The 25151-nt window shown below is 72.3% G+C and carries 18 protein-coding genes and 2 tRNA genes; 4 read left to right on the top strand and 16 right to left on the bottom strand.

Annotated elements, in window-relative coordinates:
- Positions 1-197: 197 nt before the first annotated feature.
- The 3 genes from ACH4S9_RS02995 to lepA form a co-directional block, all read right to left on the bottom strand.
- On the bottom strand, positions 198-2330 hold the full coding sequence (locus tag ACH4S9_RS02995) for a SpoIIE family protein phosphatase (RefSeq protein WP_398369402.1): 2133 nt from the start codon (positions 2328-2330) through the stop codon (positions 198-200).
- 203 nt (positions 2331-2533) lie between these two features.
- On the bottom strand, positions 2534-4423 hold the full coding sequence (locus ACH4S9_RS02990; protein ID WP_398369400.1) for an AMP-dependent synthetase/ligase: 1890 nt from the start codon (positions 4421-4423) through the stop codon (positions 2534-2536).
- A 225-nt stretch (positions 4424-4648) separates the two neighbouring features.
- Positions 4649-6514, bottom strand: coding sequence for a translation elongation factor 4 (gene lepA / locus ACH4S9_RS02985; protein ID WP_311722484.1), 1866 nt, complete (start codon positions 6512-6514; stop codon positions 4649-4651).
- Positions 6515-6753: 239 nt separating this feature from the next.
- Between lepA and rpsT the strand changes: the two genes are divergently transcribed.
- Together rpsT and ACH4S9_RS02975 are read left to right on the top strand one after the other, a co-directional pair.
- Positions 6754-7020, top strand: a complete 267-nt coding sequence (rpsT, locus tag ACH4S9_RS02980) for a 30S ribosomal protein S20 (RefSeq protein ID WP_311722483.1) — start codon at positions 6754-6756, stop codon at positions 7018-7020.
- A gap of 242 nt (positions 7021-7262) precedes the next feature.
- Positions 7263-8252: a hypothetical protein gene (locus ACH4S9_RS02975; protein WP_385341928.1), complete on the top strand. Its 990-nt coding sequence runs from the start codon at positions 7263-7265 to the stop codon at positions 8250-8252.
- A gap of 66 nt (positions 8253-8318) precedes the next feature.
- Here the strand turns inward: ACH4S9_RS02975 and holA are convergent, their stop codons facing one another.
- Entirely contained in the window at positions 8319-9305 is a 987-nt protein-coding gene (gene holA, locus ACH4S9_RS02970; RefSeq protein WP_311722480.1) for a DNA polymerase III subunit delta, read from the bottom strand.
- 53 nt (positions 9306-9358) lie between these two features.
- Here holA and ACH4S9_RS02965 point away from each other — a divergent pair, with 53 nt between their 5' ends.
- Positions 9359-9637, top strand: a complete 279-nt coding sequence (locus ACH4S9_RS02965) for a hypothetical protein (protein ID WP_311722479.1) — start codon at positions 9359-9361, stop codon at positions 9635-9637.
- Positions 9638-9722: 85 nt separating this feature from the next.
- Here the strand turns inward: ACH4S9_RS02965 and ACH4S9_RS02960 are convergent, their stop codons facing one another.
- The 8 genes from ACH4S9_RS02960 to ACH4S9_RS02925 form a co-directional block, all read right to left on the bottom strand.
- Positions 9723-12440 (bottom strand): ComEC/Rec2 family competence protein, encoded by a 2718-nt coding sequence (locus ACH4S9_RS02960; RefSeq protein ID WP_398369396.1) that lies wholly within the window; start codon positions 12438-12440, stop codon positions 9723-9725.
- On the bottom strand, positions 12437-13495 hold the full coding sequence (locus ACH4S9_RS02955) for a helix-hairpin-helix domain-containing protein (RefSeq protein WP_398369394.1): 1059 nt from the start codon (positions 13493-13495) through the stop codon (positions 12437-12439). The genes ACH4S9_RS02960 and ACH4S9_RS02955 overlap by 4 nt, the downstream gene beginning before the upstream one ends.
- A gap of 110 nt (positions 13496-13605) precedes the next feature.
- Complete coding sequence (locus tag ACH4S9_RS02950; RefSeq protein ID WP_311722476.1) at positions 13606-14451, bottom strand: DegV family protein; 846 nt, start codon at positions 14449-14451, stop codon at positions 13606-13608.
- A gap of 55 nt (positions 14452-14506) precedes the next feature.
- Complete coding sequence (locus ACH4S9_RS02945) at positions 14507-15283, bottom strand: hypothetical protein (RefSeq protein ID WP_398369392.1); 777 nt, start codon at positions 15281-15283, stop codon at positions 14507-14509.
- 183 nt (positions 15284-15466) lie between these two features.
- A complete protein-coding gene (gene leuS, locus ACH4S9_RS02940) occupies positions 15467-18343 on the bottom strand; it encodes a leucine--tRNA ligase (RefSeq protein WP_311722473.1) in 2877 nt (958 codons plus the stop codon).
- Between the two features lie 294 nt (positions 18344-18637).
- A tRNA-Ala gene (locus ACH4S9_RS02935) sits at positions 18638-18710 on the bottom strand.
- A 134-nt stretch (positions 18711-18844) separates the two neighbouring features.
- Positions 18845-19018, bottom strand: coding sequence for a hypothetical protein (locus ACH4S9_RS02930; protein WP_311722920.1), 174 nt, complete (start codon positions 19016-19018; stop codon positions 18845-18847).
- 258 nt (positions 19019-19276) lie between these two features.
- Positions 19277-20791, bottom strand: a complete 1515-nt coding sequence (locus ACH4S9_RS02925) for an MFS transporter (protein WP_385341918.1) — start codon at positions 20789-20791, stop codon at positions 19277-19279.
- A gap of 124 nt (positions 20792-20915) precedes the next feature.
- On the opposite strand from ACH4S9_RS02925, the gene ACH4S9_RS02920 reads away from it, so the two are divergent.
- A complete protein-coding gene (locus ACH4S9_RS02920) occupies positions 20916-21866 on the top strand; it encodes a helix-turn-helix transcriptional regulator (RefSeq protein WP_311722471.1) in 951 nt (316 codons plus the stop codon).
- A 72-nt stretch (positions 21867-21938) separates the two neighbouring features.
- Here the strand turns inward: ACH4S9_RS02920 and ACH4S9_RS02915 are convergent.
- From ACH4S9_RS02915 to ACH4S9_RS02900, 4 genes are all read right to left on the bottom strand, one after another.
- Positions 21939-22011: transfer RNA gene (locus ACH4S9_RS02915), tRNA-Ala, on the bottom strand.
- A gap of 72 nt (positions 22012-22083) precedes the next feature.
- Entirely contained in the window at positions 22084-22737 is a 654-nt protein-coding gene (locus ACH4S9_RS02910) for a histidine phosphatase family protein (RefSeq protein WP_311722919.1), read from the bottom strand.
- Positions 22734-23174: a ribosome silencing factor gene (gene rsfS / locus ACH4S9_RS02905; RefSeq protein WP_311722470.1), complete on the bottom strand. Its 441-nt coding sequence runs from the start codon at positions 23172-23174 to the stop codon at positions 22734-22736. The genes ACH4S9_RS02910 and rsfS overlap by 4 nt, the downstream gene beginning before the upstream one ends.
- 84 nt (positions 23175-23258) lie before the next feature.
- Positions 23259-25145 (bottom strand): LytR C-terminal domain-containing protein, encoded by a 1887-nt coding sequence (locus ACH4S9_RS02900; RefSeq protein ID WP_398369388.1) that lies wholly within the window; start codon positions 25143-25145, stop codon positions 23259-23261.
- Positions 25146-25151: the final 6 nt, after the last annotated feature.

Raw genomic sequence — 25151 nt, 5'->3', positions numbered from 1 at the left:
CATTGTCCGCCATCGGCACAGCACCCCGGGCGCCCAGGGCCTGTCCGGCGGATCTTGACGCCCGCGGCGGCCACGCTGCGGAGCAGCAAATCGACGCCCCTGGACCCTTCCCGACCCCAGGCCTGGGGCCGGGCCCCGCGCGGCCGACAGGGACCGGGTACGGGTGGGGGAGCTGTCCTGACCGCCCAGGCGCCGCCCTACCGCGACCGCAGGACCAGCATCGCCAGATCGTCGTCCGGCGGCTCGACGGCGAACGCGTGCACCGCCCCGCGGATCCGCTCCGCCACGTCCTGCGCGTCCAGCCCCACGCAGTCCCCGAGCAGCGACGCCAGCCCGTCCCCGTCATCGAACTGCCGGGCGCCCGATCGGTGCTCCGTGACCCCGTCCGTCACGCACACCAGCGTCTCCCCGGGCGCCAGCTCGAAGGTCTCGCTCTCGTACGTGACGTCGTCCACGACGCCCAGCAGGATCTGCGGCTCGGCGACGGTGCGCACCGACCCGTCGGGCCGGAGCACCAGGGGCAGCGGATGCCCCGCGCTGGCGAGCGTGCAGCGGATGCCGTCGTCGCCGTCCTCGCCCAGCGGCACCAGCTCCCCGTACAGCAGCGACAGGAACCGCGACGCGCCGCCGCCCACGGTCAGCCCCACGCCCGCGGCCACCGCCTCCGCCGCGCCCTCGACGGCGACCTCGACGGCCTCCTCGCCGAGCATCCGGTTGATCCGCTCCAGGACCTCCCCGACGCCGTACCCCTCGCGCGCCAGCAGCCGCAGCCAGGGGCGTACGAGCCCGGTCACCACGGCCGCCTCCGGGCCGTTGCCGCACACGTCGCCCAGCACGAAGACCCAGCGGCCGTTGCCCGCCGGGAAGATGTCGTAGAAGTCGCCTCCGGCGGATGTGCCGCCGGTCGGCTCGTACACCACCGCGGACTCCACGCCCGGGATCTTCGCGATACGGGAGGGCAGCAGCCCACGCTGGAGCACCCGGCTGATGGTCGCCTGCCGCGTGTACTGGCGGGCGGACGCGAGCGCCAGCGCGACCCGGCGGGAGAAGTCCTCGACCAGGCCGGCCACCTCGCCCGGCACCCGCATCAGCCCGGCCCGGCCGAGCAGCAGTGTGCCGACGGCGCGCCCGCCCGCGATCAGGCGGCAGGCCAGGGCCGCGCCGCCGGGCCCGTACGCGGCGGGGTCGCTGGGCCACGGCCAGGGCACGGCCCGGCCCCGCGCGGTGGCGGGCAGCTCCGGCGGCTCCTTTTCGAGCAGCTGGCGGAGGGTTTCGAGCCGGGTCTCGCTCGCGTGCCACACCTGGGCGAGCCGCGGCGGGCCGCCTTCCGTGTCGAGCCACACCGCGCTCCAGTCGGCGAACCGCGGCACGAGCAGCTGGGCGGCCAGCGAGGTCACCATGTCCTCGTCGAACTGCCCGGTCAGCAGGTCGGACGTCTCCGCGAGGAAGGACAGCGCGCCCTCCCGGGTCCAGTCGGCGTCGGAAGGGCGGACGCCGGCGCGTCTGGGGGCGGGGGCGAGGAGTTCGACGGCATACGCGTCGTCCTCGGCGCAACTGTCTTTGAGGGAGCCGTCTTTGAGGGAGCCGTCCGGGGAGTCGCCCTTGAGGGAATCCGCCGCGGAGTCCCTGGGCGCCTCGCCCGAATTGGCGGGAAGCGGATCACCCGATGAGGTGATGGCCTCGACCGCGGTGACGGGCAGCTGGAACCACACCGTCTTGCTGGCCCGGCGATAGGCCGTGCCCCAGCACTCGGCGAGTTCGGCGACCAGCCGCAGCCCGTGCCCGGCGCACCCAGGGTCGTCGTTCGCGTCGGGCGCCTCGCCGCGCAGAAAACGGGTGGGGTGATGGTCGGTCACCTCGACGACCACGGAGGGCTCTTCCCCGTCTCCCGTTAACACATCCAGCGCACAGCTCACCTCGACCGCCGTCCCGGCGTGCACCACGGCATTGGTGACCAGCTCGCTCACCAGCAGCACGACCTCGTCCGCGACCTGGTCGGGAATCCGGCCGACGGCGGGGAAGTCGAGCGCGCTCCAGTCGGCGAGGGCCGCACGGGCGAACCGGCGCGCGGCGGAGGCCGCCAGGGGATTGCCGGGCAGGCTGGTGCGCGCGGCGGCGATCCGGGCGGCCGGCGCGGTGCCGGGCACGGCCCCGAGCGCCCGCCCGTACCCGGATCCGGGCCGGGGGCGGGGCACTGCGCCCGGCACCGCCCCCGGCGCCGGATCAGGTGTGACAGAAGCAGGTGTGGCAGAAGAAGACGTCCCCACTGTGCGGCTCCTGAGCAGTCCCGGCGTAGCGCCGTAGTCCGACACCGACAGGGTGACAGACATGCCGCCCTCATATGCGCCGAGTTACGCAAGTGAGCCGCGATGAGGGGAAAAATCAGGTGAACACTGTGCCGGAGCTGCAACGCTTGTGCGGATCGTACGCCTCGTACGCCCCACGGGCCCCGCACGGCTCCCCCCGCCCGGGGCGCCCGGCGCGCAGGAACGCCCGGGCGTCCCGCGCGACCGCTCACACGCCCCGCGGGTGCTCAGGCCTCCCGCGCGCCGGTGTACATGTCCTCCAGAAGCTCCTTGTACTCCCGCTCGACGACCGGCCGCTTCAGCTTCAGGCTCGGCGTCAGCTCACCGTGCTCGACGTCCAGATCGCGCGGCAGCAGCCGGAACTTCTTGATCGTCTGCCAGCGCTGGAGCCCCGCGTTGAGCCGCCCCACATAGCCCTCGATCAGCTCCCGCACCTCGTCCGTGGCCACCACCTCGGCGTATGTCTTCCCCTGCATACCGTGCTCCTGCGCCCAGCCCATGATCGTCGGCTCGTCGAGGGAGATCAGCGCGGTGCAGTAGTTGCGGTCCGCGCCGTGCACCAGGATGTTGGAGACGAACGGGCACACCGCCTTGAACTGGCCCTCGACCTCGGCCGGCGCGACATACTTCCCGCCCGAGGTCTTGATCAGGTCCTTCTTCCGGTCGGTGATGGTCAGATAGCCGTCGGGCGAGAGCTCGCCGATGTCGCCGGTGTGGAACCAGCCGTCGGACTCCAGCACCTGCTCGGTCAGCTCCGGCAGCCCGTGGTAGCCCTGCATGATGGAGGGGCCGCGCATCAGGATCTCGCCGTCCTCGGCCACCCGCACCTCCAGGCCCGCGAACGCCTTGCCCACCGTGCCGGTGCGGTACTCCACCGGGTTCAGGAAGCCCGGGCCGCTGGTCTCCGTGAGGCCGTAGCCCTCCAGGATGTTGATACCGGCGCCGGCGAAGAAGTAGCCGATGTCGGGAGCGAGCGCGGCCGCGCCGGACACCGCGGCCCGCAGCCGCCCGCCGAACGCCTCGCGCAGCTTGGCATAGACCAGCCTGTCGGCGACGGCGTGCTTGGCCTTGAGGCTCATGGGCACGGAGGCCGTGCCGGTGCGGCGGAAGTTGTCCTGGGAGGTCTTGGCGTACTCCCGGGCGACCTCGGCCGCCCACTGGAAGATCTTGTACTTGGCGCCGCCGCCCGCGCGGGCCCGCTGCGCCACGCCGTTGTAGACCTTCTCGAAGATCCGCGGCACGGCGCACATGTAGGTGGGCCTGACCACCGGCAGGTTCTCGATGATCTTGTCCTGCCGGCCGTCCACGGCCGTGGTGTGTCCGATGTACACCTGCCCGGCCGTCAGCACCTTGCCGAAGACATGCGACAGCGGCAGCCACAGGTACTGCACATCGTCGGCGAAGAGGATGCCGTCGAGATTGCCGATCACGATGGCCATGTACGACCAGGTGTCATGCGCCAGACGTACGCCCTTGGGGCGTCCGGTAGTGCCCGAGGTGTAGATGAGCGTGGCCAGCTGATCGGCGCGGAGCGCGTCCATCCGCTCCCGCACCGCGTCCGGGTGGTCGTCGAGGTAGGCCGTGCCGCGCTTCTCCAGTTCGGCGAGCGAGAGCACCCAGCCCTCGGGGTCGCCCTCGGCCGGGGTCGCGTCCTCGGCCTTGATCACCACGACATGGGTCAGGTCGGGAAGGTCCTCGCGCTGCTCCCGCACCTTGGCGAGCTGCGCCGCGTCCTCGGCGATCAGCACCCGGCTGCCGGAGTCGGAGAGGATGAAGGCCGTCTCCTCGGCGTTGGTGTTCGGATAGACCGTGGTGGTCGCCGCGCCCGCGCACAGCACGCCGAGGTCGGTCAGAATCCACTCGATGCGGGTGGAGCAGGCCAGCGCCACCCGCTCCTCGGGGCGGATGCCGAGGTCGATCAGGCCGGCGGCGATGGCGAAGACCCGGTCCGCGGTCTCGCGCCAGGTCAGCGGCTGCCAGTCGTCGGGGCCTTCGCCCGAGGCGGGCGGGACCGGATAGCGGTAGGCCTCGGCGTCCGGCGTCGCCTCGACGCGCTGGAGGAAGTGCGTCGCCAGGGACGGCGGCCGGTTCTCGAGCAAAGTCTGTGTGTCGGTCACGGCATCCTCCGGAGCCCGCCTCAGTGCTTGCCTCGTGCTTATTGACTCGCGAGTAACCTTCGAGCAGTGATCAGGGTAAGGGCCGGAACCGTACCGCGTAAGGGGGCTTCGGCCACCTTGTTGAAACTTCGGAAACGACCTGGCGGAAGCGGTGGGGAAGAAGCCACGGGAGCGGCCAGTGGGTCCGGCGCGCCGAGCGCCGGGCCCACTGTCACCCCCGTCTTCTTACTTCTTCGCCTTCGCCTCGCCCTCGGAGTCGGAGGACAGCACCGCGATGAAGGCCTCCTGCGGGACCTCCACGCTGCCGACCATCTTCATCCGCTTCTTGCCTTCCTTCTGCTTCTCCAGCAGCTTCCGCTTCCGGGAGATGTCACCGCCGTAGCACTTGGCCAGGACGTCCTTGCGGATGGCGCGGACCGTCTCACGGGCGATGACGCGGCTGCCGATGGCGGCCTGGATCGGCACCTCGAAGTTCTGCCTCGGGATCAGCTCGCGCAGCTTGGCGACCAGCCGCACGCCGTACGCGTACGCCTTGTCCTTGTGGGTGATCGCGGAGAAGGCGTCGACCTTGTCGCCGTGCAGCAGGATGTCGACCTTGACCAGGTCGGAGGTCTGCTCGCCGGTGGGCTCGTAGTCGAGCGAGGCATAGCCGCGGGTCTTTGACTTCAGCTGGTCGAAGAAGTCGAAGACCACCTCGGCGAGCGGAAGGGTGTAGCGGATCTCGACCCGGTCCTCGGAGAGGTAGTCCATGCCGAGCATCACACCGCGGCGGTTCTGGCAGAGCTCCATGATCGCGCCGATGAACTCGCTCGGGGCCAGGATGGTGGACCGGACGACCGGCTCATGCACCTTGTCGATCTTGCCCACGGGGAACTCGCTGGGGTTGGTGACCGTGTGCGTGGAGCCGTCCTCCATGTCCACGCGGTAGATCACATTGGGCGCCGTGGCGATCAGGTCGAGACCGAATTCGCGCTCCAGGCGCTCGCGGATGACCTCCAGGTGGAGCAGGCCGAGGAAGCCGACCCGGAAGCCGAAGCCGAGGGCCGCCGAGGTCTCCGGCTCGTAGACCAGTGCGGCGTCGTTGAGCTGAAGCTTGTCCAGGGCCTCGCGCAGCTCCGGGTAGTCCGAGCCGTCCAGCGGATACAGCCCGGAGAAGACCATGGGCTTGGGGTCCTTGTAGCCGCCAAGCGCCTCGGTCGCGCCCTTGCTGAACTGGGTGATCGTGTCGCCGACCTTGGACTGGCGGACGTCCTTCACACCGGTGATCAGATAGCCCACCTCGCCGACGGACAGCCCGTCGGCCGGGGTCATCTCGGGCGAGTTGGTGCCGATCTCGAGCAGCTCGTGGGCGGCGCCGGTGGACATCATCTTGATGCGCTCGCGCTTGCCCAGGGTGCCGTCGACGACCTTGACGTAGGTCACGACGCCCCGGTAGGCGTCATAGACCGAGTCGAAGATCATCGCCCGGGCGGGGGCGTCCTTGACGCCCACCGGGGCCGGGACCAGCCGGACCACCTCGTCCAGCAGCTCGGCCACCCCCTCGCCGGTCTTGGCGGAGACCTTGAGCACATCGGAGGGGTCGCAGCCGATGATGTGCGCCAGCTCGGCGGCGTACTTCTCGGGCTGGGCGGCCGGGAGGTCGATCTTGTTGAGGACCGGGATGATCGTGAGGTCGTTCTCCAGCGCCAGATAGAGATTGGCGAGAGTCTGTGCCTCGATGCCCTGGGCCGCGTCGACCAGCAGGACGCAGCCCTCGCAGGCCGCGAGGGAGCGCGAGACCTCGTAGGTGAAGTCCACGTGGCCCGGGGTGTCGATCATGTTGAGGATGTGGGTGGCGCCCGCATCCTGGGTGGGCGCCCAGGGCAGCCGGACCGCCTGGGACTTGATCGTGATACCGCGCTCGCGCTCGATGTCCATGCGGTCGAGGTACTGCGCGCGCATCTGCCGCTGCTCGACCACACCGGTCAGCTGGAGCATCCGGTCGGCGAGCGTCGACTTGCCGTGGTCGATGTGCGCGATGATGCAGAAGTTACGGATGAGAGCCGGGTCGGTACGGCTCGGCTCCGGCACATTGGTAGGGGTCGCGGGCACGCAGGGTCCTGTGTCTAGGCGGGACTCGGTGTTGTCAGTCAGTCCATGGTCCCATGACTGGCGACCGCGTCCGGGTTCGGCGTGGATTCGGCCCCCCGTCCGGTGGCTCCAGGTCGCGGTTTGGGACGCCGACAAGCCTGCTGGTAATCTGGCCGACTGTGTCTCGTGCCCCTCTTCGCGCGCGACACCGGATGCGAAACGAAACAGCGAAATCCAACGAACCTGCGAAGGCTCTTTACGTGGCGAACATCAAGTCCCAGATCAAGCGGAACAAGACGAACGAGAAGGCGCGCCTGCGCAACAAGTCCGTCAAGTCCGAACTGAAGACCGCGATCCGCCGGACCCGCGAGGCCGTCGCCGCCGGTGACGCCGAGAAGGCCACCGCCGCCGCCCGCGTCGCGTCCCGGAAGCTCGACAAGGCCGTCAGCAAGGGCGTCATCCACAAGAACAACGCGGCCAACAAGAAGTCGGCCCTGGCCAACCAGGTCGCCGGCCTCCAGGGCTGACCTCCGGGGCTCTCCTCCCGGGCTCACCCCCGGGGCGGCCGCCCCACCCCGCCGGCACGGACCCAAGCGGTCCCTCTCACCCGCTCCGTCCGGCAGCCGACAGCAACAGCTGCGGCACCGCGCCGCACGCGGCCTGCGTTCGCCACGCGGGTGCGGCGCACTCTGCTTCAACAAGGCCCCACGCTCGCCCTTTCCCCAGGGCAGCGTGGGGCTTTTGGCTGTTAATCGGGTATGTTCACGTCATGTCGATATCGGGGGACACACCCAACCCTTATGGGCAGCCCCAGCAGCCCCAGCCGGCTCAGCCCGGCACGCCGCCGGTCGCGCAGCCGAACCCGTACAGCCAGGGCCCTCAGCAGGCACAGCCGCCTCAGCCGTCGCCGTATCCGTACGCGCAGCCGACGATGCCCGCCATGCCCGCCGTCACCGCGATGCCCCCCGGTCCGCCCGGGCCCCCCGGGGCCGGTGGCTGGTCCACGCCCGAGACCGCGGCCGGTGCCGGATACGGGGCCGGGTACGGCCCGATGGGCGCCCAGCCCCCCATGCCCACGCCTCCCACGGGCTCGGGCGGCGGTGGCGGCAAGGGCTGGCTGTGGGCCCTGGGCGGGGCGGTCGTGGCCTCGGCGGTGTGGGCCGGGGTGGTGTTCTCGACCGGCGGCTTCGGCAGCTCCGAGGAGAAGGCCGACCTCGGGAGCTACCAGTACGCGAGCAATCTGTGCACCTCCAGCGACTTCTCCCCCATCGAGAACGCCTCCTTCAAGGAGAAGACCAGCACCTCCGGGACCAACCCGCAGCACAGCAGCTCGGAGGACCCGGCCATGGACTCGATGACCTGCAACGTCGACTACGAGCCCAGCTCCTCCTCCACCGGTGACTACTCCTCCGCGTGGCTCTACACGACGGCCTATCTGCACCGGAAGACCGACCCGACGCCCGAGTTCAAGGCGACGTACATGTCGTACAAGAACCAGAAGACCTCCACCACCCACTACAAGGTGTCCAAGGTCAGCGGCGTCGGCGACGAGGCGTATGTGGTGGCCCAGGAGTACGAGAGCAGCAGCAACACCAGCGCCTATGTGATCCTCGGCGTGCGCGACGGCTGGATGACGTACCAGACGACGTGGTCGCAGTACGCGTCGAGCTCGTCGGGCACCCCGGTCAAGACCAACACCGAGATCACCGCGATGCTCAAGGCGAGCGCGAAGGGGACGCTGGAGAAGCTCCAGAAATAGCCCCTCCGAGGGCCCTACGGCCCAGGCCCGCCGCCCCCGGGCGGGCCTGGGCCCTCGTCTCTGGGCCTAGCGGCCCGCGCGGGCGGCGCGGGCGATGGTGACCACCGCTTTCTCCAGGGCGTACTCCGGGTCGTCGCCGCCGCCCTTCACCCCGGCGTCGGCCTCGGCCACCGCGCGCAGCGCCACCGCCACGCCGTCCGCCGACCAGCCGCGCATCTGCTGCCGCACCCGGTCGATCTTCCACGGCGGCATGCCGAGCTCCCGCGCCAGGTCGCCGGGGCGCGCACCGCGCGGCGCGGAGGCGAGCTTGCCGATGGCGCGCACGCCCTGGGCGAGGGCGCTGGTGATCAACACCGGCGCCACGCCCGTGGCCACCGCCCAGCGCAGCGCCTCCAGGGCCTCGGCCGTACGCCCTTCGACGGCGCGGTCGGCGACCGTGAAGCTGGACGCCTCGGCGCGGCCCGTGTAGTAGCGGGCGACGACCGCCTCGTCGATCGTGCCCTCCACATCGGCGGCGAGCTGTGCGCAGGCGCTCGCCAGCTCGCGCAGATCGCTGCCGATCGCGTCGACCAGGGCCTGACACGCCTCCGGCGTCGCGGAGCGCCCGGTGGCCCGGAACTCCGTCCGCACGAAGGCGAGCCGGTCGGCCGGCTTGGTCATCTTCGGGCACGCGACCTCGCGCGCGCCCGCCTTGCGGGCGGCGTCGAGCAGCCCCTTGCCCTTGGCGCCGCCGGCGTGCAGCAGCACCAGGGTGATCTCCTCGGCAGGGGCGCTCAGATACCCCTTCACGTCCTTGATCGTGTCCGCCGAGAGATCCTGTGCGTTGCGCACCACCACGACTTTGCGCTCGGCGAACAGGGAGGGGCTGGTCAGCTCCGCGAGCGTGCCGGGCTGAAGGGCGTCGGGCGCGAGGTCGCGCACATCGGTGTCCGGATCGGCGGCCCGGGCGGCCGCCACGACCTGCTGCACGGCACGGTCGAGCAGCAGGTCCTCCTGGCCCACGGCGAGGGTCACGGGGGCGAGTGGATCGTCGGTCGTCGTCTTCCTGGCCATCGCCGTCCAGCATCCCACGACCCGCCGACAACCCCGACAGTCCCGTCTCCCGGATGCCCGACAATGATCCGGTGACCGACGCACGACCTGCCCCCGTACGACACGTCCTGGTGCTGCCCGACCGCGACGCGGCGGAAGAGGTGGGCGAGGCCCTCGCCGACCGCTTCGGCATCGCCGAGGAACCCCACCTGATCCGGGACGCCCTGGCCGGCGAGGACGACGCGGAGGACGCGCAGTGGCTGGTCGTCGTGGAGGACCCGGCCGAGGCGCTGGATCCGGCGGCGCTCGACGCCTTCGCGGCCGAGTACGACGGGTGGCTGGAGGCCGAGTGAGCCGACGGGGTCGAGTGCCGTGTCCGGTGCCGCTGCGCGGGCGGCCTGTCAGGCGGGACGGAAGCTGGGTCATCTAGTAGCTGGGTCATCTGACGGCCGCCCGCAGGTCCGGGCCGGTGACGGCGATCGGGCCGGCGGAGTCGGTACGGAGGACGGCGGCGCCCTGGGCCCGGAGGGCGGCCATGGTCCGGGGGGACGGGTGGCCGTACGGGTTGTCCGCACCGCAGGAGATCAGCGCGAGGCGCGGGCTCAGGCGGCGCAGCAGCCGTGAGTCCTGGTAGGCGGAGCCGTGGTGGGCCACCTTGAGGACGTCCACCTCGGGCAGCGCGGGGTGAGCCGCCAACAGGGCGCTCTGCGCGGGCGGTTCGAGATCGCCCAGAAGGAGGAAGGTCAGGCCCGCCGTGCGGACCAGGAGGGTGACGCTCGCGTCGTTCGGCCCCTCCGCGGGCGGTGTGACCGACCCTGGCCCCTCCGTGTGTGGCCCCGCTGAGGGCGGCGGCCACAGCACCTCCCAGGACAGCGGGCCGACCCGGCGGCGCTCCCCCGGCACGGCGGTGACCACCGGGATGTGCGCCGCCTCGGCCCGGCGGCGCACGGACTCGGCCTGGTCCGGCGGGTCCAGCAGGGGCGTCGTCTCGATCGCGCCCACCGCCCGGCCGCGCAACGCGCCGCTCAGCCCGGCCACATGGTCGGCGTGGAAGTGGGTCAGGACGAGCAGCGGGATGCGGACCACGCCCAGCGTCCGCAGACAGCGGTCCACGGCACGCGGCTCGGGCCCGGTGTCCACGACGACGGCCGCGCCGGGACCCGCGGACAGGACCAGTGCGTCGCCCTGGCCGACGTCGCAGGCCACCATGCGCCAACCGGGCGGCGGCCAGCCGGTGATGACGCGGGCCAGCGGGGCCGGGCGGACGAGCGCGAGCAGCAGGAGCAGCGCGCAGAGCGCGCACACCAGCCGATGCCTGAGCAGGCGACGGCCGGCGAGCAGGGCGGCCGCGGTGACGGCGGCCAGCAGCAGCCCGCCCCGCCAGCCGCCCGGCCAGGCGGCCTCCGCCCCGGGCAGCCCCGCGCCCGTACGGGCCACGGAGGCGATCCATCCGGCCGGCCAACCGGCCAGCCAGGCCAGGCACTCGGCGGCCGGTAACGCGAGCGGGGCCGCGGCGAGGGCGGCGAAGCCCAGGATCGTGGCCGGGGCAACCGCGAGCTCGGCGAGCAGATTGCAGGGGATCGACACCAGGCTCACCCGCCCGGCCAGCACCACGACGACCGGCGCGCAGACCGCGTGGGCGGCGACGGCCGCGGCCAGCATCTCCGCCGGCCGTGGCGGCAGCCCGCGCCGCCGCAGGGCGGCGGCGAGGCGCGGCGCGAGGGTGAGCAGCGCGCCCGTGGCCAGTACGGAGAGGAGAAATCCATAGCTCCGCGCCAGCCAGGGGTCGTAGAGGACCAGCACCAGGACGGCGGCGGCCAGGGCGGGCAGCAGGGACCGGCGGCGGCCGGTGGCGATGGCCAGCAGAGTGATCAGCCCGCACGCGGCCGCGCGCAGCACGCTGGGGTCGGGTCTGCACACCACGACGAAGGCGAGCGTGAGCCCACCGCCGAGCAGCGCGGTCATCCGCAGCGGGATGCCCAGCCTGGCGGCGAGGCCGCGCCGCTCGGCCCGGGCGGCGAGGTGGGGCGGGCCGATCAGCAGCACGAGGATCACGGACAGGTTGCTTCCGCTGACCGCCAGCAGATGCGTCATGTCCGCGGCCCGGAACGCCTCGTCGAGGTCTGGCGACACCCGCGAGGTGTCCCCCACGACAAGCCCCGGGAGCAGCGCCCGCGCGTCCGGGGCCAGCCCTTCGGTCGCGGCGCGCAGGCCGGCCCGCAGACGCCCGGCCACGCGCTGGGCCGCGGTGGGCCCGGCCACGATCAGTGGCGCGCCGCCGTCGACGCGCACCACGGCGGCGGTGCGGTCGCCGCCGTGCGCCGGCGGGGCGAGGCGGCCGTGCACGCGCAGCCGCGTGGTGGGCAGCAGCCCGAGCCAGGCGGTCTGCTGCCGGGGCGGGGCGTGCGCGATCAGGAGGATGGGGGCGCGGGTCGTGGCCGTCGTGCCGCCGTGGTCGGCGGCGACCCGAGTGGCCTCGGCCTCCACCATCACGGACACGGGCGCGAGCGCGGCCCCTCGCACCCGGGGACGGGTGAGGCGCGGGTCGCCCGTGACGGTCAGCTCCACAGTGGCCCCGGCATACGCCCCCGCCAGCGACGGCACCGGCCCCCGCCGCACATCCGCGGCGTGCGCCCAGGCGACGGCAGCCGCCACGGCCCCGCAGACCAACCCCGCGGCCACGCTCCCCGCCAATCCGCGCCACCGCGCCACGGGCCCCCGGGCAGCCGCCCCCGCTCCGGCCCACAAGGCCGCGCCCGAGCCACTGGCCGACCCCACAGGCGAACTCACGGCCCGGGCGAGCTGCCCGGTCGTGCCCGAGGATGTCGCTCGTAATCGGGCGTCAGTCCCAGGCGGGCGGCCGGTGGTCGTGGCCCCGGCGGGCGCCGGCTCGTCGGGCGGATCCGGCGCCACGCGTCGGGGGTGGTGGGTGGCCCATAGGAGGGCGGCCGCCGCGAGGAATGCTCCCGCGCAGGCCAGGGCCACCGCGCGGCCGGACGCTCCGAGGGCGAGCGCCGCCGCGAGCCAGGCCGCGAGGGCAGGGGGTACGAGGCGCAGGTCGGCCGGGCCCTCCTGGCGCGGGGCGGAGGCTCCGCGCGGGGAGTCTGCCGCGGCATGCACCGGGGCACGGGCGCGCGGGGCCTGCTGGGGCGTCATGGGCGGACCATCGGGCGGAGGTCGGCGAACCGGCGGTCGCCGATCCCGTTGACCTCGCGGAGTTCGTCGACGGAGCGGAAACCGCCGTGCTGAGTGCGGTAGTCGATGATGTGCCGGGCCAGCACGGGGCCGACCCCGGGAAGGGTGTCCAACTGGTCGGCGGTGGCGGAGTTCAGGCTGATCGGTCCGGTGGGCGCGGGGGCCGCGCCGCCCGTACCTCCACCCGCCCCGGCGGGGGCGGCGGGGGTCGGGGCCGCAGGCGCTCCCACCACGATCTGCTCGCCGTCCGTCAGGACGCGGGCCCGGTTCAGCCCGCTGAGGTCCGTGCCTGGCCTGACCCCTCCGGCCGCCTTCAGCGCGTCGGTAACTCTGGAGCCGGAGCGCAGCCGGTGCACCCCCGGCTCGCGGACCCTGCCCGACACATCGACCACGACCGAGCCCCCGGAGCCGGGCGTCGGCACCGCACCGGCCGTGGGCACCGCACCGGGCGATGGAGCCGGGGCCGGCTCGGCGGCCGCCCTGCGAGCGGGCTCCGGGGCCGGCGCCGCGACGGTCTGCGGCCGACCGGTCCAGAAGTGGTACGCCGCGAAGGCCGCCGCCACGAGCAGCACGACGGTCAGCGCGGCCAGGGTCCGCGGCTCGATGCCGCAGCGGAGCTGGAGCCACAGCGGCAACCGCTCCTTCAGCGCGAGCCGCAGGCGGTCGCGGCGCGGCACTGTCGGACCGCCGGCCCTGCCCTCTCCCCCCGTCGTGGCGTCTGCCACCCCGGTGTCCTCCGGCGCCTCCCCGGGGCCCTCCGCCGCCTCCGCGGTGGTCTCTTCGCCGCTCGCCTTGTCCGGCGGGGGTGGTGGTTGAGGAGTGGCGGCGGTGACTCGGGGTGTGGCGGGGAAGAGCGCGGTCGCACGCGCATGGCGGTGGTACGCGACCGCCGCCGGGCGTGCGCCGGTGCCGGGACGGCGGCGGAACAGCTGGTGACCCGTGCCGGAGGGCGGACGGCGGTCGTGACGGCGGCCGGGGCCCGGCCTGGTGGTTACTGTGCGTGATCGAGTTGCCATGCGTCTGACGGTAGGCGCCCCCGGCCGATCCCGCCCGCACACCTCAATTTCCGGGGATAACCCATGAGTTGTGGATAACTCCGTCACCCGGACGGGCGCGCCCACCCCCGCTAGCGCGGCGAGACCACCGCGCCCAGCAGTCCGGGCCCGGTGTGCGCGCCGATCACCGCGCCCACCTCGCTCACATACAGTTCCGCGAGCCCCGGCACCCGCTCGCGGAGCCGCTCCGCGAGAGCCGCCGCCCGCTCGCCCGCCGCCAGGTGCTGCACCGCGATGTCCACGGGGCTCAGGCCGGCCCGCTCCACCACGATCTCCTCGAGCCGTGCGATGGCCTTGGACGCCGTGCGCACCTTCTCCCGCAGCTCGATCCGGCCCTCGTCCAGTTGCAGCAGCGGCTTGACCGCGAGGGCCGAGCCGAGCAGCGCCTGGGCCGCGCCGATCCGGCCGCCTCGACGCAGATAGTCGAGGGTGTCGACATAGAAGTAGGCGGCCGTGCTCTCGGCCCGCTTCTCGGCGGCCGCGACCGCCTCGTCCAGCGTGCCGCCGCTCTCCGCCGTCTCGGCCGCGGACAGTGCGCAGAAGCCGAGGGCCATGGCCACCATGCCGCTGTCCACCACCCGCACCGGCACCGGCGCGTCCTGGGCCGCGAGCACGGCCGCGTCGTAGGTGCCGGAGAACTCGGCCGACAGGTGGAGGGAGACGATGCCCGTCGCGCCCGCCTCCGCCACCGCGCGGTAGGCGGCCGCGAACATCGCCGGGCTGGGCCGGGACGTGGTCACCGGTCTGCGCTTCTGTAGCGCCTGCGCGAGGGACCTGGCCGAGATCTCGGTCCCCTCTTCGAGTGCGCGGTCTCCGAGCACCACCGTCAGCGGCACTGAGACGATGCGGTGCCGCTCCATGGCCTCCGGTGGAAGGTACGCCGTGGAATCGGTCACGATCGCGACATGGCGGGACATGACTGGGAGATTATCGGGGGATGGCCTGGGCTGACAGCGCGACCCCGCCGGATGATCAGGTCGTGTTCTCGCGGCGCACGCCCGCGGTGTCGGCCGCCTTCTGCCACCAGTGGTCCGCCCCGGCCGTGGGGGTGGGGCCATTGATGGACCGCGGCTGCCCATCGGCCGCCGTGGAGCCCGCCGAAGACGCCGGGCCGGACGCCGCGGCCCCGGACCCAGCAGCCGTCCCGGCCCCGGGCTGAGCCCCCGACGCGGGCCCGGGAGCCGGTCGGGGCGGCGCCTCGGGCACCTGCGTCCAGTGCCGCAGCGCGCTCGCCTCGACCTCGATCTCGCGGTCCAGCGCGTCCAGGTCGTCCCGGGCGAACCGCTGCGCCCGGTCCTGCGCCGCCCAGCGCAGCGAGTCCGCGGAGCGCGTGATCCGTTCCGTACGCTCCCGGAGCTCGGGCAGCTGGGAGGCCAGACGGCCCTTGTCGGGCTCCTGCTCCAGCCGCTTCAGGTCCTCGTCGAGCTCGCGCCCATGGGCGCTGAGCCGCTCGAACAGGCCCAACGCCTCGGACAGCGAGGAGTCTTGGGGCGCCCCCGCGCGCAACGCCTCCTGGGTCGCCCGCATCGAGGTGCGCAGCGACAGGCGCAGCTCGGCGAGCTCGCCGGCCGGGCCGGGCTGCGCGAACTGCTTGGCTCTCAGCTTGGTGTCCTCCACCGTGCGGCGCGCCTGGCTAACCGTGCGATCGATGCCGCGCTTGGCCGCCTTGACCGCCCGCACACCCGCGTAGACCCCCACCGAGACGAAGAGCAGGAAGACAAGCAGCAGGATCCAGGCAACGGCTTCCATGCGCGCTCCTTCGCGGCGACGGGCCGGGGGCACCGGGCCGGCAGCATCAGTTCGTCTTCCCACCGTAAACGCTACGGGCGGGTTGGGGGTTCCCGACGAACCCCCAACCCGCCCTTAGGTGGTATCCCTACCCTCCGAGGCCCGGCCCCGGAGCGATCGGGCAGCTGAGCGATCGGGCAGCGCTCACGCGGGGACGATGTTCACCAGCTTCGGCGCCCGCACGATGACCTTGCGGATCCCCGCCCCGTTCAGCGCGGCCACCACCGCCGGGTCGCCCAGCGCCAGCTTCTCCAGCTCCTCGTCGGAGACCGAGGGCGCCACCTCCAGCCGTGCCTTGACCTTGCCCTTGACCTGCACCACGCAGGTCACGGTCTCGTCGACGACATACGCCGGGTCGGCGACCGGGAAGGGCTCGTGGACGACCGTGGTGTCGTGGCCCAGCTTGCGCCACAGCTCCTCGGCGATGTGCGGGGCCAGCGGCGCGATCAGCAGCACCAGGGCCTCGGCGACCTGGCGCGGCACCTCGCGGGCCTTGGTGACGTGGTTGTTCAGCTCGGTGATCTTGGCGATGGCGGTGTTGAAGCGCAGGTTCGCCAGGTCCTGCCCCACGCCGTCGATCGCCTTGTGCAGGGCCCGCAGCGTGGCCTCGTCCGGCTCGGCGTCGACGACGGTGACCTCGCCGGTGGTCTCGTCCACAACGTTGCGCCACAGCCGTTGCAGCAGCCGGTATTGGCCGACCACCGCGCGGGTGTCCCACGGCCGGGACACGTCCAGCGGCCCCATGGCCATCTCGTACAGGCGCAGCGTGTCGGCCCCGTACTCGGCGCAGATCTCGTCCGGGGTGACGGCGTTCTTCAGGGACTTACCCATCTTGCCCAGCAGACGGGTGACCTTCTCGCCCTGGTAGTAGTACGCGCCGTCCCGCTCCTCGACCTCGGCCGCCGGGACCGCGATGCCGCGGCCGTCCCGGTAGACATAGGCCTGGATCATGCCCTGGTTGTACAGCTTGTGGAACGGCTCGGCCGACGAGACGTGGCCCAGGTCGTACAGCACCTTGGACCAGAAGCGCGCGTACAGCAGGTGCAGCACGGCGTGCTCGGCGCCGCCCACGTACAGGTCGACGCCGCCGGTCGGCTGCCCCTCGCGCGGGCCCATCCAGTACCGCTCGATGTCGGGGTCGACCAGGCGCTCGCTGTTGTGCGGGTCCAGGTAGCGCAGCTCGTACCAGCAGGAGCCGGCCCAGTTGGGCATGGTGTTGGTCTCGCGGCGGTACCGCTTGGGCCCGGCGCCGTCGCCCAGGTCCAGCACCACGTTGACCCAGTCCTCGTTCCGGGACAGCGGGGTCTCCGGGGAGGTGTCGGCGTCGTCGGGGTCGAAGGTGCGCGGCGAGTAGTCCTCGACCTCCGGCAGCTCCAGCGGCAGCATCGACTCGGGCAGCGGGTGGGCCACGCCGTCCTCGTCGTAGACGATCGGGAAGGGCTCGCCCCAGTAGCGCTGGCGGCTGAACAGCCAGTCGCGCAGCCGGAAGTTGACGGTGCCTTCGCCGATGCCGCGGCCGGTCAGCCACTCGGCCATCCGGGCCTTGGCCTCGACGACGCCCAAGCCGTCCAGGGAGATGCCCTCGCCCGCCGAGTTGATGATCTTCGCGTCGTACGACCCGAAGGCGTCCACCCACGTCGCGGTGTCGGTGCCCCGGCCGTCGGTCGGCTCGACGATGCAGCGGATCGGCAGCTCGAAGGCGCGCGCGAACTCGAAGTCGCGCTGGTCGCCCGCCGGGACGGCCATGATCGCGCCGGTGCCGTAGCCCATCAGGACGTAGTCGGCGATGAAGACCGGCACCCGGTCGCCGTTGACCGGGTTGATCGCGAAGGCGCCCGTGAAGACGCCGGTCTTGTCCTTGACCTCGGCCTGCCGCTCGACGTCGGACTTGGCGGCGGCCTGCTTGCGGTACGCGGCGACGGCCTCGGCCGGGGTGGCGTGTCCGCCGGTCCACACGTCGTGTGTGCCCTCGGGCCAGGCGGCCGGGACGATGGCGTCCACCAGGCCGTGCTCGGGCGCCAGCACCATGTAGGTGGCGCCGAACAGGGTGTCCTGGCGGGTGGTGAAGATCGTGATCTTGGCGTCGGGGTGGTCCACCACGGGGAAGTCCACCCGGGCGCCCTCGCTCCGCCCGATCCAGTTGCGCTGCTGGAGCTTGATGGCCTCCGGCCAGTCCAGCGCGTCCAGGTCGTCCAGCAGCCGGTCCGCGTAGGTGGTGATGCGCATGTTCCACTGGCGCAGGTTGGCCTTGAAGACCGGGAAGTTGCCGCGCTCTGAGCGGCCCTCGGCGGTGACCTCCTCGTTGGCCAGCACGGTGCCCAGGCCCGGGCACCAGTTGACCGGCGCGTCGGAGGCGTATGCCAGGCGGTAGCCGCTCAGCACGTCCGCACGCTCGACGGCGGTCAGCTCCGCCCAGGGGCGCCCGTCCGGGGTCGCCCGCTCACCGGAGACGAACTGCTCGACCAGGGTGGCGATCGGGCGCGCCTTGTCGGCCTCCTGGTCGTACCAGGAGTTGAAGATCTGCAGGAAGATCCACTGGGTCCACTTGTAGTAGTCCGGGTCGATCGTCGCGAAGGAGCGGCGCGGGTCGTGGCCCAGGCCCAGGCGGCGCAGCTGGCGCCGCATGTTCTCGATGTTGGCCTCGGTGCTCACCCGCGGGTGGGTGCCGGTCTGTACGGCGTACTGCTCGGCGGGCAGGCCGAAGGCGTCGAAGCCCAGGGTGTGCAGGACGTTGTGGCCCGTCATGCGGTGGAAGCGGGCGTAGACGTCGGTGGCGATATAGCCCAGGGGGTGGCCGACGTGCAAGCCGGCGCCCGAGGGGTACGGGAACATGTCCATGACGAACTTCTTGGGCCGCGCCGCGGCCTCGGGGTCCCCGGCCAGGTCACCGCTCGGGTTGGAGGCGTCATACGTGCCGTTCGCGTCCCAGAAGTCGTGCCAGCGGGCCTCGATGTCGGCGGCCAGCGCGGCGGTGTAGCGGTGCGGCGCGACCGCCTCGGGGGCGGCATTGGTCTCGCTCATGGTCCTCAAAGCTCCATTGATCGTCTCTGCCAGCGGTACCGGGCGACTCTTGGTCGCAGTCGCATCTGAAACAAAAAGACCCCTCGCACAGGAGGGGACGCCGCGCTGATTCCGACCGGGTGGATCACCGATCGGGACTGATCAGCGCGGCCCGCTAAGCAGAAGGCGTACGGCACGCATGGGGACAGGTTACCGCAGGGCACCAATGGCACGCACAGAGGTTGCCCCCGGATGGGTGGAGGCCCACGACAATGGGCGGGCCGTCCTCACCGGACGCCCCGCCCACTCTCACTGTGGAGCTAAGGAGAATTGAACTCCTGACCTCCTGCATGCCATGCAGGCGCTCTACCAACTGAGCTATAGCCCCAGGTCTTGCTCCGCCCGGTCCCCCCGGCGGCATCGCCTACATTACACGGCCCCCACGGCCATCTGCCAAATCGGTTTCCCGGGGGCGCCGGGGCATGCCTCGCACGCACCCTTCATGCCGCCGACACGCGCCCTTTACGCCGTCGCGAAGGAATAGAAACGCTTCAGGGTGCAGTGCTCGTCGAGGAGCCGTCCATAGATCGGCTCCCCTTCGAGCTCCCGGTACGTCTCGATCGGGTCACCCTTGATGATCAGCGCCCGCGCGCACTCCACACACCAGTACTGGTAGTCGGGGTTGAGCGGCTCCATGTCACGCACGATCGGCGTCCCGCTGCCGCACCAGTCGCACTTCCGGCTGTGCGCTCCCAATCTCACTCAGCTCCAGCTGTGGCCGCAGGCCGTACACACGTAGGAAACACCGCCGTTGTCACCGAGGACCTGGGCCACCTCCCCTGAGCCACAGGACGGGCACCGCAGAATGCTGCTCGGCATCCCACTGTCCCTCCCGCTCAAACTCGTTGCCCCATCCCCCCCGGCCGCCGATTCTGCCACGGGAAGCCGCCCAGGTCAGCGGAGATGCCCCACACGTATCACCAGACCCACAATCGCTCCGCACAGCGCCGCGCCCGCCAGCGCCAGGCAGGTCGCCCACAGGGCGTCCGCGGAGGCGTCCACGCCCGGCCCATGGCCCAGGAAGATGGCACCGAAGACGGCGACGCCGGTCAGCATGCCGAGTTGAGCCGATGTCACCAGCACCCCGCTGGCGTCCGCCGCGTCCTGCGGCCTGATGGTCGCCAACGTCCGTGTCAGCACGGGGCTGTAGGCGAAGGAGAGCCCCGTCCCGACGCCCACCAGGGCGGCGAACAGCCAGGGGCCACCGTCCGATCCGTCCCGCAGCGCCAGCCCGACCCCGGCGAACGAGACGGCGGCCAGCAGGAATCCGGACGGCACGGTGACGGGCTGCCAGCGGGCCGGTATGCGCCGCCAGTTGAGGCCGACCAGGCCGAACGCCACGGCCGTGGGCGCGAAAGTCCAGCCGGCCCGCAGTGCGCCGTAACCGAGCGCGCCCTGCACATGCAGCGTCATCACGAACAGAAAGCCCGCGTTGGCCGCCATCGCCAGGACGATCCGGGCGATCGCCAGCGGCATGCCCGGCGCCCCCGCCACCCGCGGCGAGATCAGCGGCGCCCCGCCGCGCCCGGCCAGCCGGGCCTCGTACACCGCGAAGACCGCCGCCAGGACCGCGCTCAGGCCCAGCATGACCCAGCCCCACAGCGGCCAGCCCCACTCCTGGCCGAGCACCATCGGCACGGTGAACAGCAGCACGGCCGCCGCGAGGAGCAGCAGACCGGCCAGGTCCAGGGCCCCGGACCGCCCCGCCGCGCCGCCGCCCGCGCGCGCCTCGGGCCGCTCCTCGGCGCCGCCCAGCCAGCGCGGCCCCAGGATCAGCAGCACCAGGCCGATCGGCACATTCACCAGGAAGACCGGGCGCCAGCCGGTCCCGAACAGATCCGCCTGCACCAGCACCCCGCCCAGGACCTGCCCGGCGGCCGCGCCGGAGGCCAGCACCGCCGAGTAGGCACCGAGGGCGCGGGCCCGCGAAGCGCCCGTGAAGGTCCGCTGGATGAGGCTGAGCACCTGCGGCAGCATCACCGCCGCACCCGCGCCCTGGATGAACCGGAAGGCGATCAGCGCCCCGGTGCCGGGGGCCAGCCCGCAGGCCAGCGAGGCGGCGGTGAAGACCGTGAGGCCGGCCAGGAACGCCTGACGGTGGCCGATCAGGGCGCCCAGCCGCGCGCCGGTGATCAGCAGCACGGCGTAGGAGATCGTGTAACCCGCGACGACCAGTTGCAGACCGGAGCCCGAGGCATGCAGATCGGCACGGAGGGTGGGGGCGGCGACGTTGACGATGAAGACATCGAGGACCGCCATGAGCTGCCCGGTCAGGACGATCGCGAGCAGCCGGCCGGGGCCCGCCGCCCGGCTCCGGGCCCGGTTGTCGGTGGCCTCGCCTTTACTGGATTCACCGGTGCCGTCGAGCGCGCCGGGCGGCACCGGGGTGGTCGGGGTGGTCTGTGTCATGGACCGAGCGTGGAGGCGGGCCGATACCGGTAACGAGAGCCCGCCGATGCTGGTACTGACAGCACCTGGCAGCCACCCGCCGCCGCGGGGAGCATAGGGCGGAGGTACTCAGGGGGAGACGACGATGGCAGCGAAGACCCACCGCCGGCGGCCGCAGCTGGCCGACTTCCTACGCACCCGCCGCGCCCGGGTCACACCCGCCGACGTGGGCATGGCCCCGGGCCTGCGCCGCCGCACACCGGGGCTGCGCCGGGAGGAGGTCGCCCAGCTCTCCGGGGTCGGCGTGACCTGGTACACCTGGCTCGAGCAGGGCCGCCCGATCAACGCCAGCGCACAGGTGCTGGACGCGGTGGCCCGCACCCTGCGCCTGGACCAGGCCGAGCGCGAGCACCTGTACGACCTCGCCGAGGTGCCGTACGCCCCCGACCCGGCGGACGAGGCGCGAACGGTCGGCCCGGAGGTGCAGGGCATCATCGACGCGATGGACCCGCTCCCGGCGGTCGTCTACAACGCGCGGTACGACATGCTGGCGCTGAACGACGCGTACCGGGCCCTCTTCCCCTCGCTCGCGATAGCCCCCCACGCCGAGCGGAACGCCCTGTGGCAGCTGTTCTCCCATCCCGGCTGCTGCTCCATGTTCATCAACCGGGCCAATGAGCTGCCCCTCATGGTGGCGACGCTGCGCGGCGGATACGGCCGCCATGTGGGCGAGCCCGCCTGGGAGGAGTTCATCAACCGGCTGCTGGGCCTCAGCGAGGAGTTCGCCCGGATGTGGCGCAGTGGGGATGTCGCCCCGCCCGGCTCCCGGATCAAGCTGGTGCGGCATGCCTCGGTCGGCGAGCTGCGACTGATCTCGACCTCCCTGGTGATCCAGGGGGCTCCGGAGAGCCGCGTCGTGGTCTACACCCCGAGCGACGAGCAGAGCCGGGCGTACCTGGACCGGCTGCGCGCCATCGACGACCTGCTCATCGGCTGCCCCCGGCACGCCCGGAGCGTCTCCGAGATCCTGGCGGAGCGGGCGGCGGGCGCGGAGGCGGAAAAGACGGAGGCAGAAAACGCCGCTGCGGGGACGTAAAAGCCACAGGGGCGTAAAAGCAAGATCCCGCCTCCCTCTGAGGGAAGCGGGATCGTCACGATCAAAGATCTGTGGAGCTAAGGAGAATTGAACTCCTGACCTCCTGCATGCCATGCAGGCGCTCTACCAACTGAGCTATAGCCCCGCTCTCCGTTGCGCCGGAGCGCTTCGAACGGGATGAAGCTTAGCCGGTGACCTGCCGGAAAAGGAAATCCGGTCAGTCGTCGTCGCCGAGCACCGGCTCCGGCAGCGATCCGGCGTTGTGCTCCAGCAGCCGCCAGCCGCGCACGCCCTCGCCCAGCACCGACCAGCAGCAGTTGGACAGCCCGCCGAGCGCCTCCCAAGCCCTCGCCTCAAGACCGAGCAGCCGCCCGATGGTGGTGCGGATGGTGCCGCCATGGCTGACCACGACCAGCGTGCCGCCGTCCGGCAGCTTGTCGGCGGCCGCGGACACGACCGGCGCGGCCCGGTCGGCCACCTCGGTCTCCAGCTCTCCCCCGCCGCGCCGCACCGGCTCGCCGCGCTTCCACGCCGCGTACTGCTCGCCGAACCGCGCCGTGATCTCCTCATGGGTGAGCCCCTGCCACTGTCCGGCGTAGCTCTCCCGCAGCCCGGAGTCATAGCCGACCTCCAGGCCTGTGACGGCGGACAGCTCGGCGGCCGTCGCCTTGGCGCGGCTGAGGTCGGAGGCGACGATCACGTCCGGCTTCAGCGCGGCCAGCAGCCGGGCCGAGCGGCGCGCCTGCGCGACGCCCGCCTCGGTCAGCCCGATGTCCATGGTCCCCTGGAAGCGGCGCTCCAGATTCCAGGCCGTCTGGCCGTGCCGCCACAGGACTATGCGGCGGCTGCGGCCGCCCTGGGAGCCGTTCAGCTCAGCTCACCGCCCGGCCCGCCGTCGGCGCCCTGCGCGTGCGCGTGCTCCTCGGCCTTGCCACGGGTGGCCTGGGCGTCGGCGGGCAGCTCCAGCTGCGGGCAGTCCTTCCACAGCCGCTCCAGGGCGTAGAAGACGCGCTCCTCGCTGTGCTGGACGTGCACCACGATGTCCACGTAGTCCAGCAGCACCCAGCGGGCCTCCCGGTCGCCCTCGCGGCGCACCGGCTTGGCGCCCAGCTCCTTGCTCAGCCGCTCCTCGATCTCGTCGACGATCGACTTCACCTGGCGGTCGTTGGGAGCCGAGGCCAGCAGGAAGGCGTCGGTGATCGAGAGCACATCGCTGACGTCGTACGCGATGACATCGTGCGCGAGCTTGTCGGCGGCTGCCTGGGCGGCGGCGTTGATGAGCTCGATGGAGCGGTCCGTGGCGGTCACAGGCAAGGCTTTCGGTCGGTGGGACGTGATACCCACAAGGGTCTCACGCCCCACCGTCACCCCGTCCGGCCGCTCGGTACCCGGTCAGCGCTTCGGGGTGTAGTCCGGGCCGAGAAGCACGGTGATGTCCGCGTTCGAGGGGACCTTGCCCTTCTGTGCGGCGGAGGCGGACAGCCCGAGCGTCTTGGCGACCTCCTTGGCCTGGGCGGCCTGCTTCGCGTCGGCGTACAGCACCTGCGAGGCCGCCTGCGGCGTGCCGCCCTGCTCGGTGGCGCCGACGACCGTGAAGCCGCCGTTGACCAGGGCGACCTGCGCCTCGTTGGCCGCGCCCCGCGCGGAGCCCGCGTTCTTCACGACGACGCGCGGCGCCGCGTCCTTGTCGGTGTTCTTGACCGCGCCGCCGAGGATGTTCTTGACGACCTGGTCGGTGGACTGCTCGCTGAGCGACCCGTCCGGCTCGACGGGCAGCATGGTGGTGTCGTAGGAGCCGCTCTTGGCCTGCTCCGCCAGCCGGGCCAGCGACGCGCCCAGCTCCTGCTCGCTCAGCGACGGGTCCGGGATCTGGGCCAGCGACTCCACGGTGCGGGTGGCGCCGGAGGCATCGCTGGAGATCTCCTTCAGCGCCGCCTGCATGACCTGCCCGAAGCGTGCGAGCTGCTTGGTCTGCGCCTCGCCCTGCCCGCGGTAGGTGGCGTACGCGACGGCGGCCTCACCGCCCAGCTCACGCTGCTTGCCGCGCTCGACCAGCGGGTCGTCGCCCTTCGCGGCGCCCGGGACGGTGGCGTCGGCGTCCAGGGTGATGCCGCCGACCAGCTCGACCAGGTTCTCCAGGTACGGGGTGTCCAGCCGCCAGGTGCCCTGGATACTCGAGCCCAGCAGCGTGCTCAGGGAGTCGCGGGTGGCGTCGGAGCCCTCGTCGACCACCGAGAGGCCGAGGGTGGTGGAGCCGCCGTCCTCGGTGGACAGGGCGAGCGCGTTGGGCAGCAGGACGGTGGCGCCCTTCTTGGTGGTCTCGTTGTCGACCAGCAGGGCGGTGGAGGTGCGCCCGCCCTTGGTCTCGCGCAGATTGACCACGATCACGGCGCGCTTCTGCGGGCCCCCGGCGGCCGCCGCGTCCTTCTCGCCGTCGGACATGCCCGGCAGCTTCCCCGCGTACCAGAGGTAGCCGACCCCGCCGACGACAGCGAGCACCATGACCACCACGAGCGCCACCAGGCGGTTGCGGCCCTTGCGCTTGCGCTCGTCGCGCCGCTCGGAGCGCGTCTCGGCGAACTTGAGCCAGTCGATGACGTCCTCGGAGTCGTCGTCCGGCTCCTCGACGAAGGAGAACTGCTCGGTGCGGTACGCCTCGTCACCGTCGGGCTGCCGGTCGGACTCCGGGTCGGGCCGCTCGTCCGGCCGCTTGCCGGCGGGGGCGTCGGCTCTGGAGGGCGCTTCCCCGCGGGGCGTTCCCCTGGCCGGCGGCTCCTCGCGCCTACCGGGGCCGGGCTCCTTGTACGCGTCCTCCCGGTCCGCCGCCGGGTCGCGCTGCGGGGGGACGGCCGGGCGGCCGCCGGGAGCGTAGGACGTGTCGTAGGAGGAGGTGTCGTACGGGGAGTAGCCGTAGCCCTGCTGCTGGCCCTGCTGCTGGCCCTGCTGTTGGCCCTGCTGTTGGCCCTGCTGTTGGCCCTGCTGCTGTGGGTCGGGCTGGTGCGGGTACTGCTGCTGTCCGGCGTACAGGTCGTACTGGGGCTGCTGCGCCTGCCCGTACTGCGCCTGCTGCTGGGCGTACGGGTCGTACCCGTAACCCTGCTGGGGCTCCTGCGGTTGTTGGGGCTGTTGTGGTCGACCTTGTGCGTACGGGTCGTAGCCGTGCTGTGGCTCCTGCGGCTGGTAGATCGGCCGGCCATAGGCGTCGTAGCCGTAGATCTGCGGGTCCTGGGGATACGGATCCCGCTCGTACGGGTCGTACGGGTCGTGTCCGTCGTTCACCGGTGC

Origin of the sequence: Streptomyces sp. NPDC021225, from assembly GCF_044332865.1 — a bacterium.
Classification (GTDB): Bacteria; Actinomycetota; Actinomycetes; order Streptomycetales; family Streptomycetaceae; genus Streptomyces.
The sequence above is the reverse complement of the archived record's forward strand: the minus strand, read 5'-3'. Positions and strand labels throughout refer to the sequence as shown.

Bases quoted from the DNA above. Each gene is read 5' to 3' on its own strand.
- ACH4S9_RS02960 (WP_398369396.1), bottom strand. From the start codon at position 12,440: ATGACGCCCCAGCAGGCCCCGCGCGCCCGTGCCCCGGTGCATGCCGCG.
- ACH4S9_RS02930 (WP_311722920.1), bottom strand. From the start codon at position 19,018: ATGGAGCCGCTCAACCCCGACTACCAGTACTGGTGTGTGGAGTGCGCG.
- ACH4S9_RS02995 (WP_398369402.1), bottom strand. From the start codon at position 2,330: ATGTCTGTCACCCTGTCGGTGTCGGACTACGGCGCTACGCCGGGACTG.
- ACH4S9_RS02955 (WP_398369394.1), bottom strand. From the start codon at position 13,495: ATGGCAACTCGATCACGCACAGTAACCACCAGGCCGGGCCCCGGCCGC.
- ACH4S9_RS02920 (WP_311722471.1), top strand. From the start codon at position 20,916: ATGGCAGCGAAGACCCACCGCCGGCGGCCGCAGCTGGCCGACTTCCTA.
- ACH4S9_RS02945 (WP_398369392.1), bottom strand. From the start codon at position 15,283: ATGGAAGCCGTTGCCTGGATCCTGCTGCTTGTCTTCCTGCTCTTCGTC.
- ACH4S9_RS02950 (WP_311722476.1), bottom strand. From the start codon at position 14,451: ATGTCCCGCCATGTCGCGATCGTGACCGATTCCACGGCGTACCTTCCA.
- ACH4S9_RS02965 (WP_311722479.1), top strand. From the start codon at position 9,359: ATGCCCGACAATGATCCGGTGACCGACGCACGACCTGCCCCCGTACGA.
- ACH4S9_RS02925 (WP_385341918.1), bottom strand. From the start codon at position 20,791: ATGACACAGACCACCCCGACCACCCCGGTGCCGCCCGGCGCGCTCGAC.
- ACH4S9_RS02975 (WP_385341928.1), top strand. From the start codon at position 7,263: ATGTCGATATCGGGGGACACACCCAACCCTTATGGGCAGCCCCAGCAG.
- holA (WP_311722480.1), bottom strand. From the start codon at position 9,305: ATGGCCAGGAAGACGACGACCGACGATCCACTCGCCCCCGTGACCCTC.
- leuS (WP_311722473.1), bottom strand. From the start codon at position 18,343: ATGAGCGAGACCAATGCCGCCCCCGAGGCGGTCGCGCCGCACCGCTAC.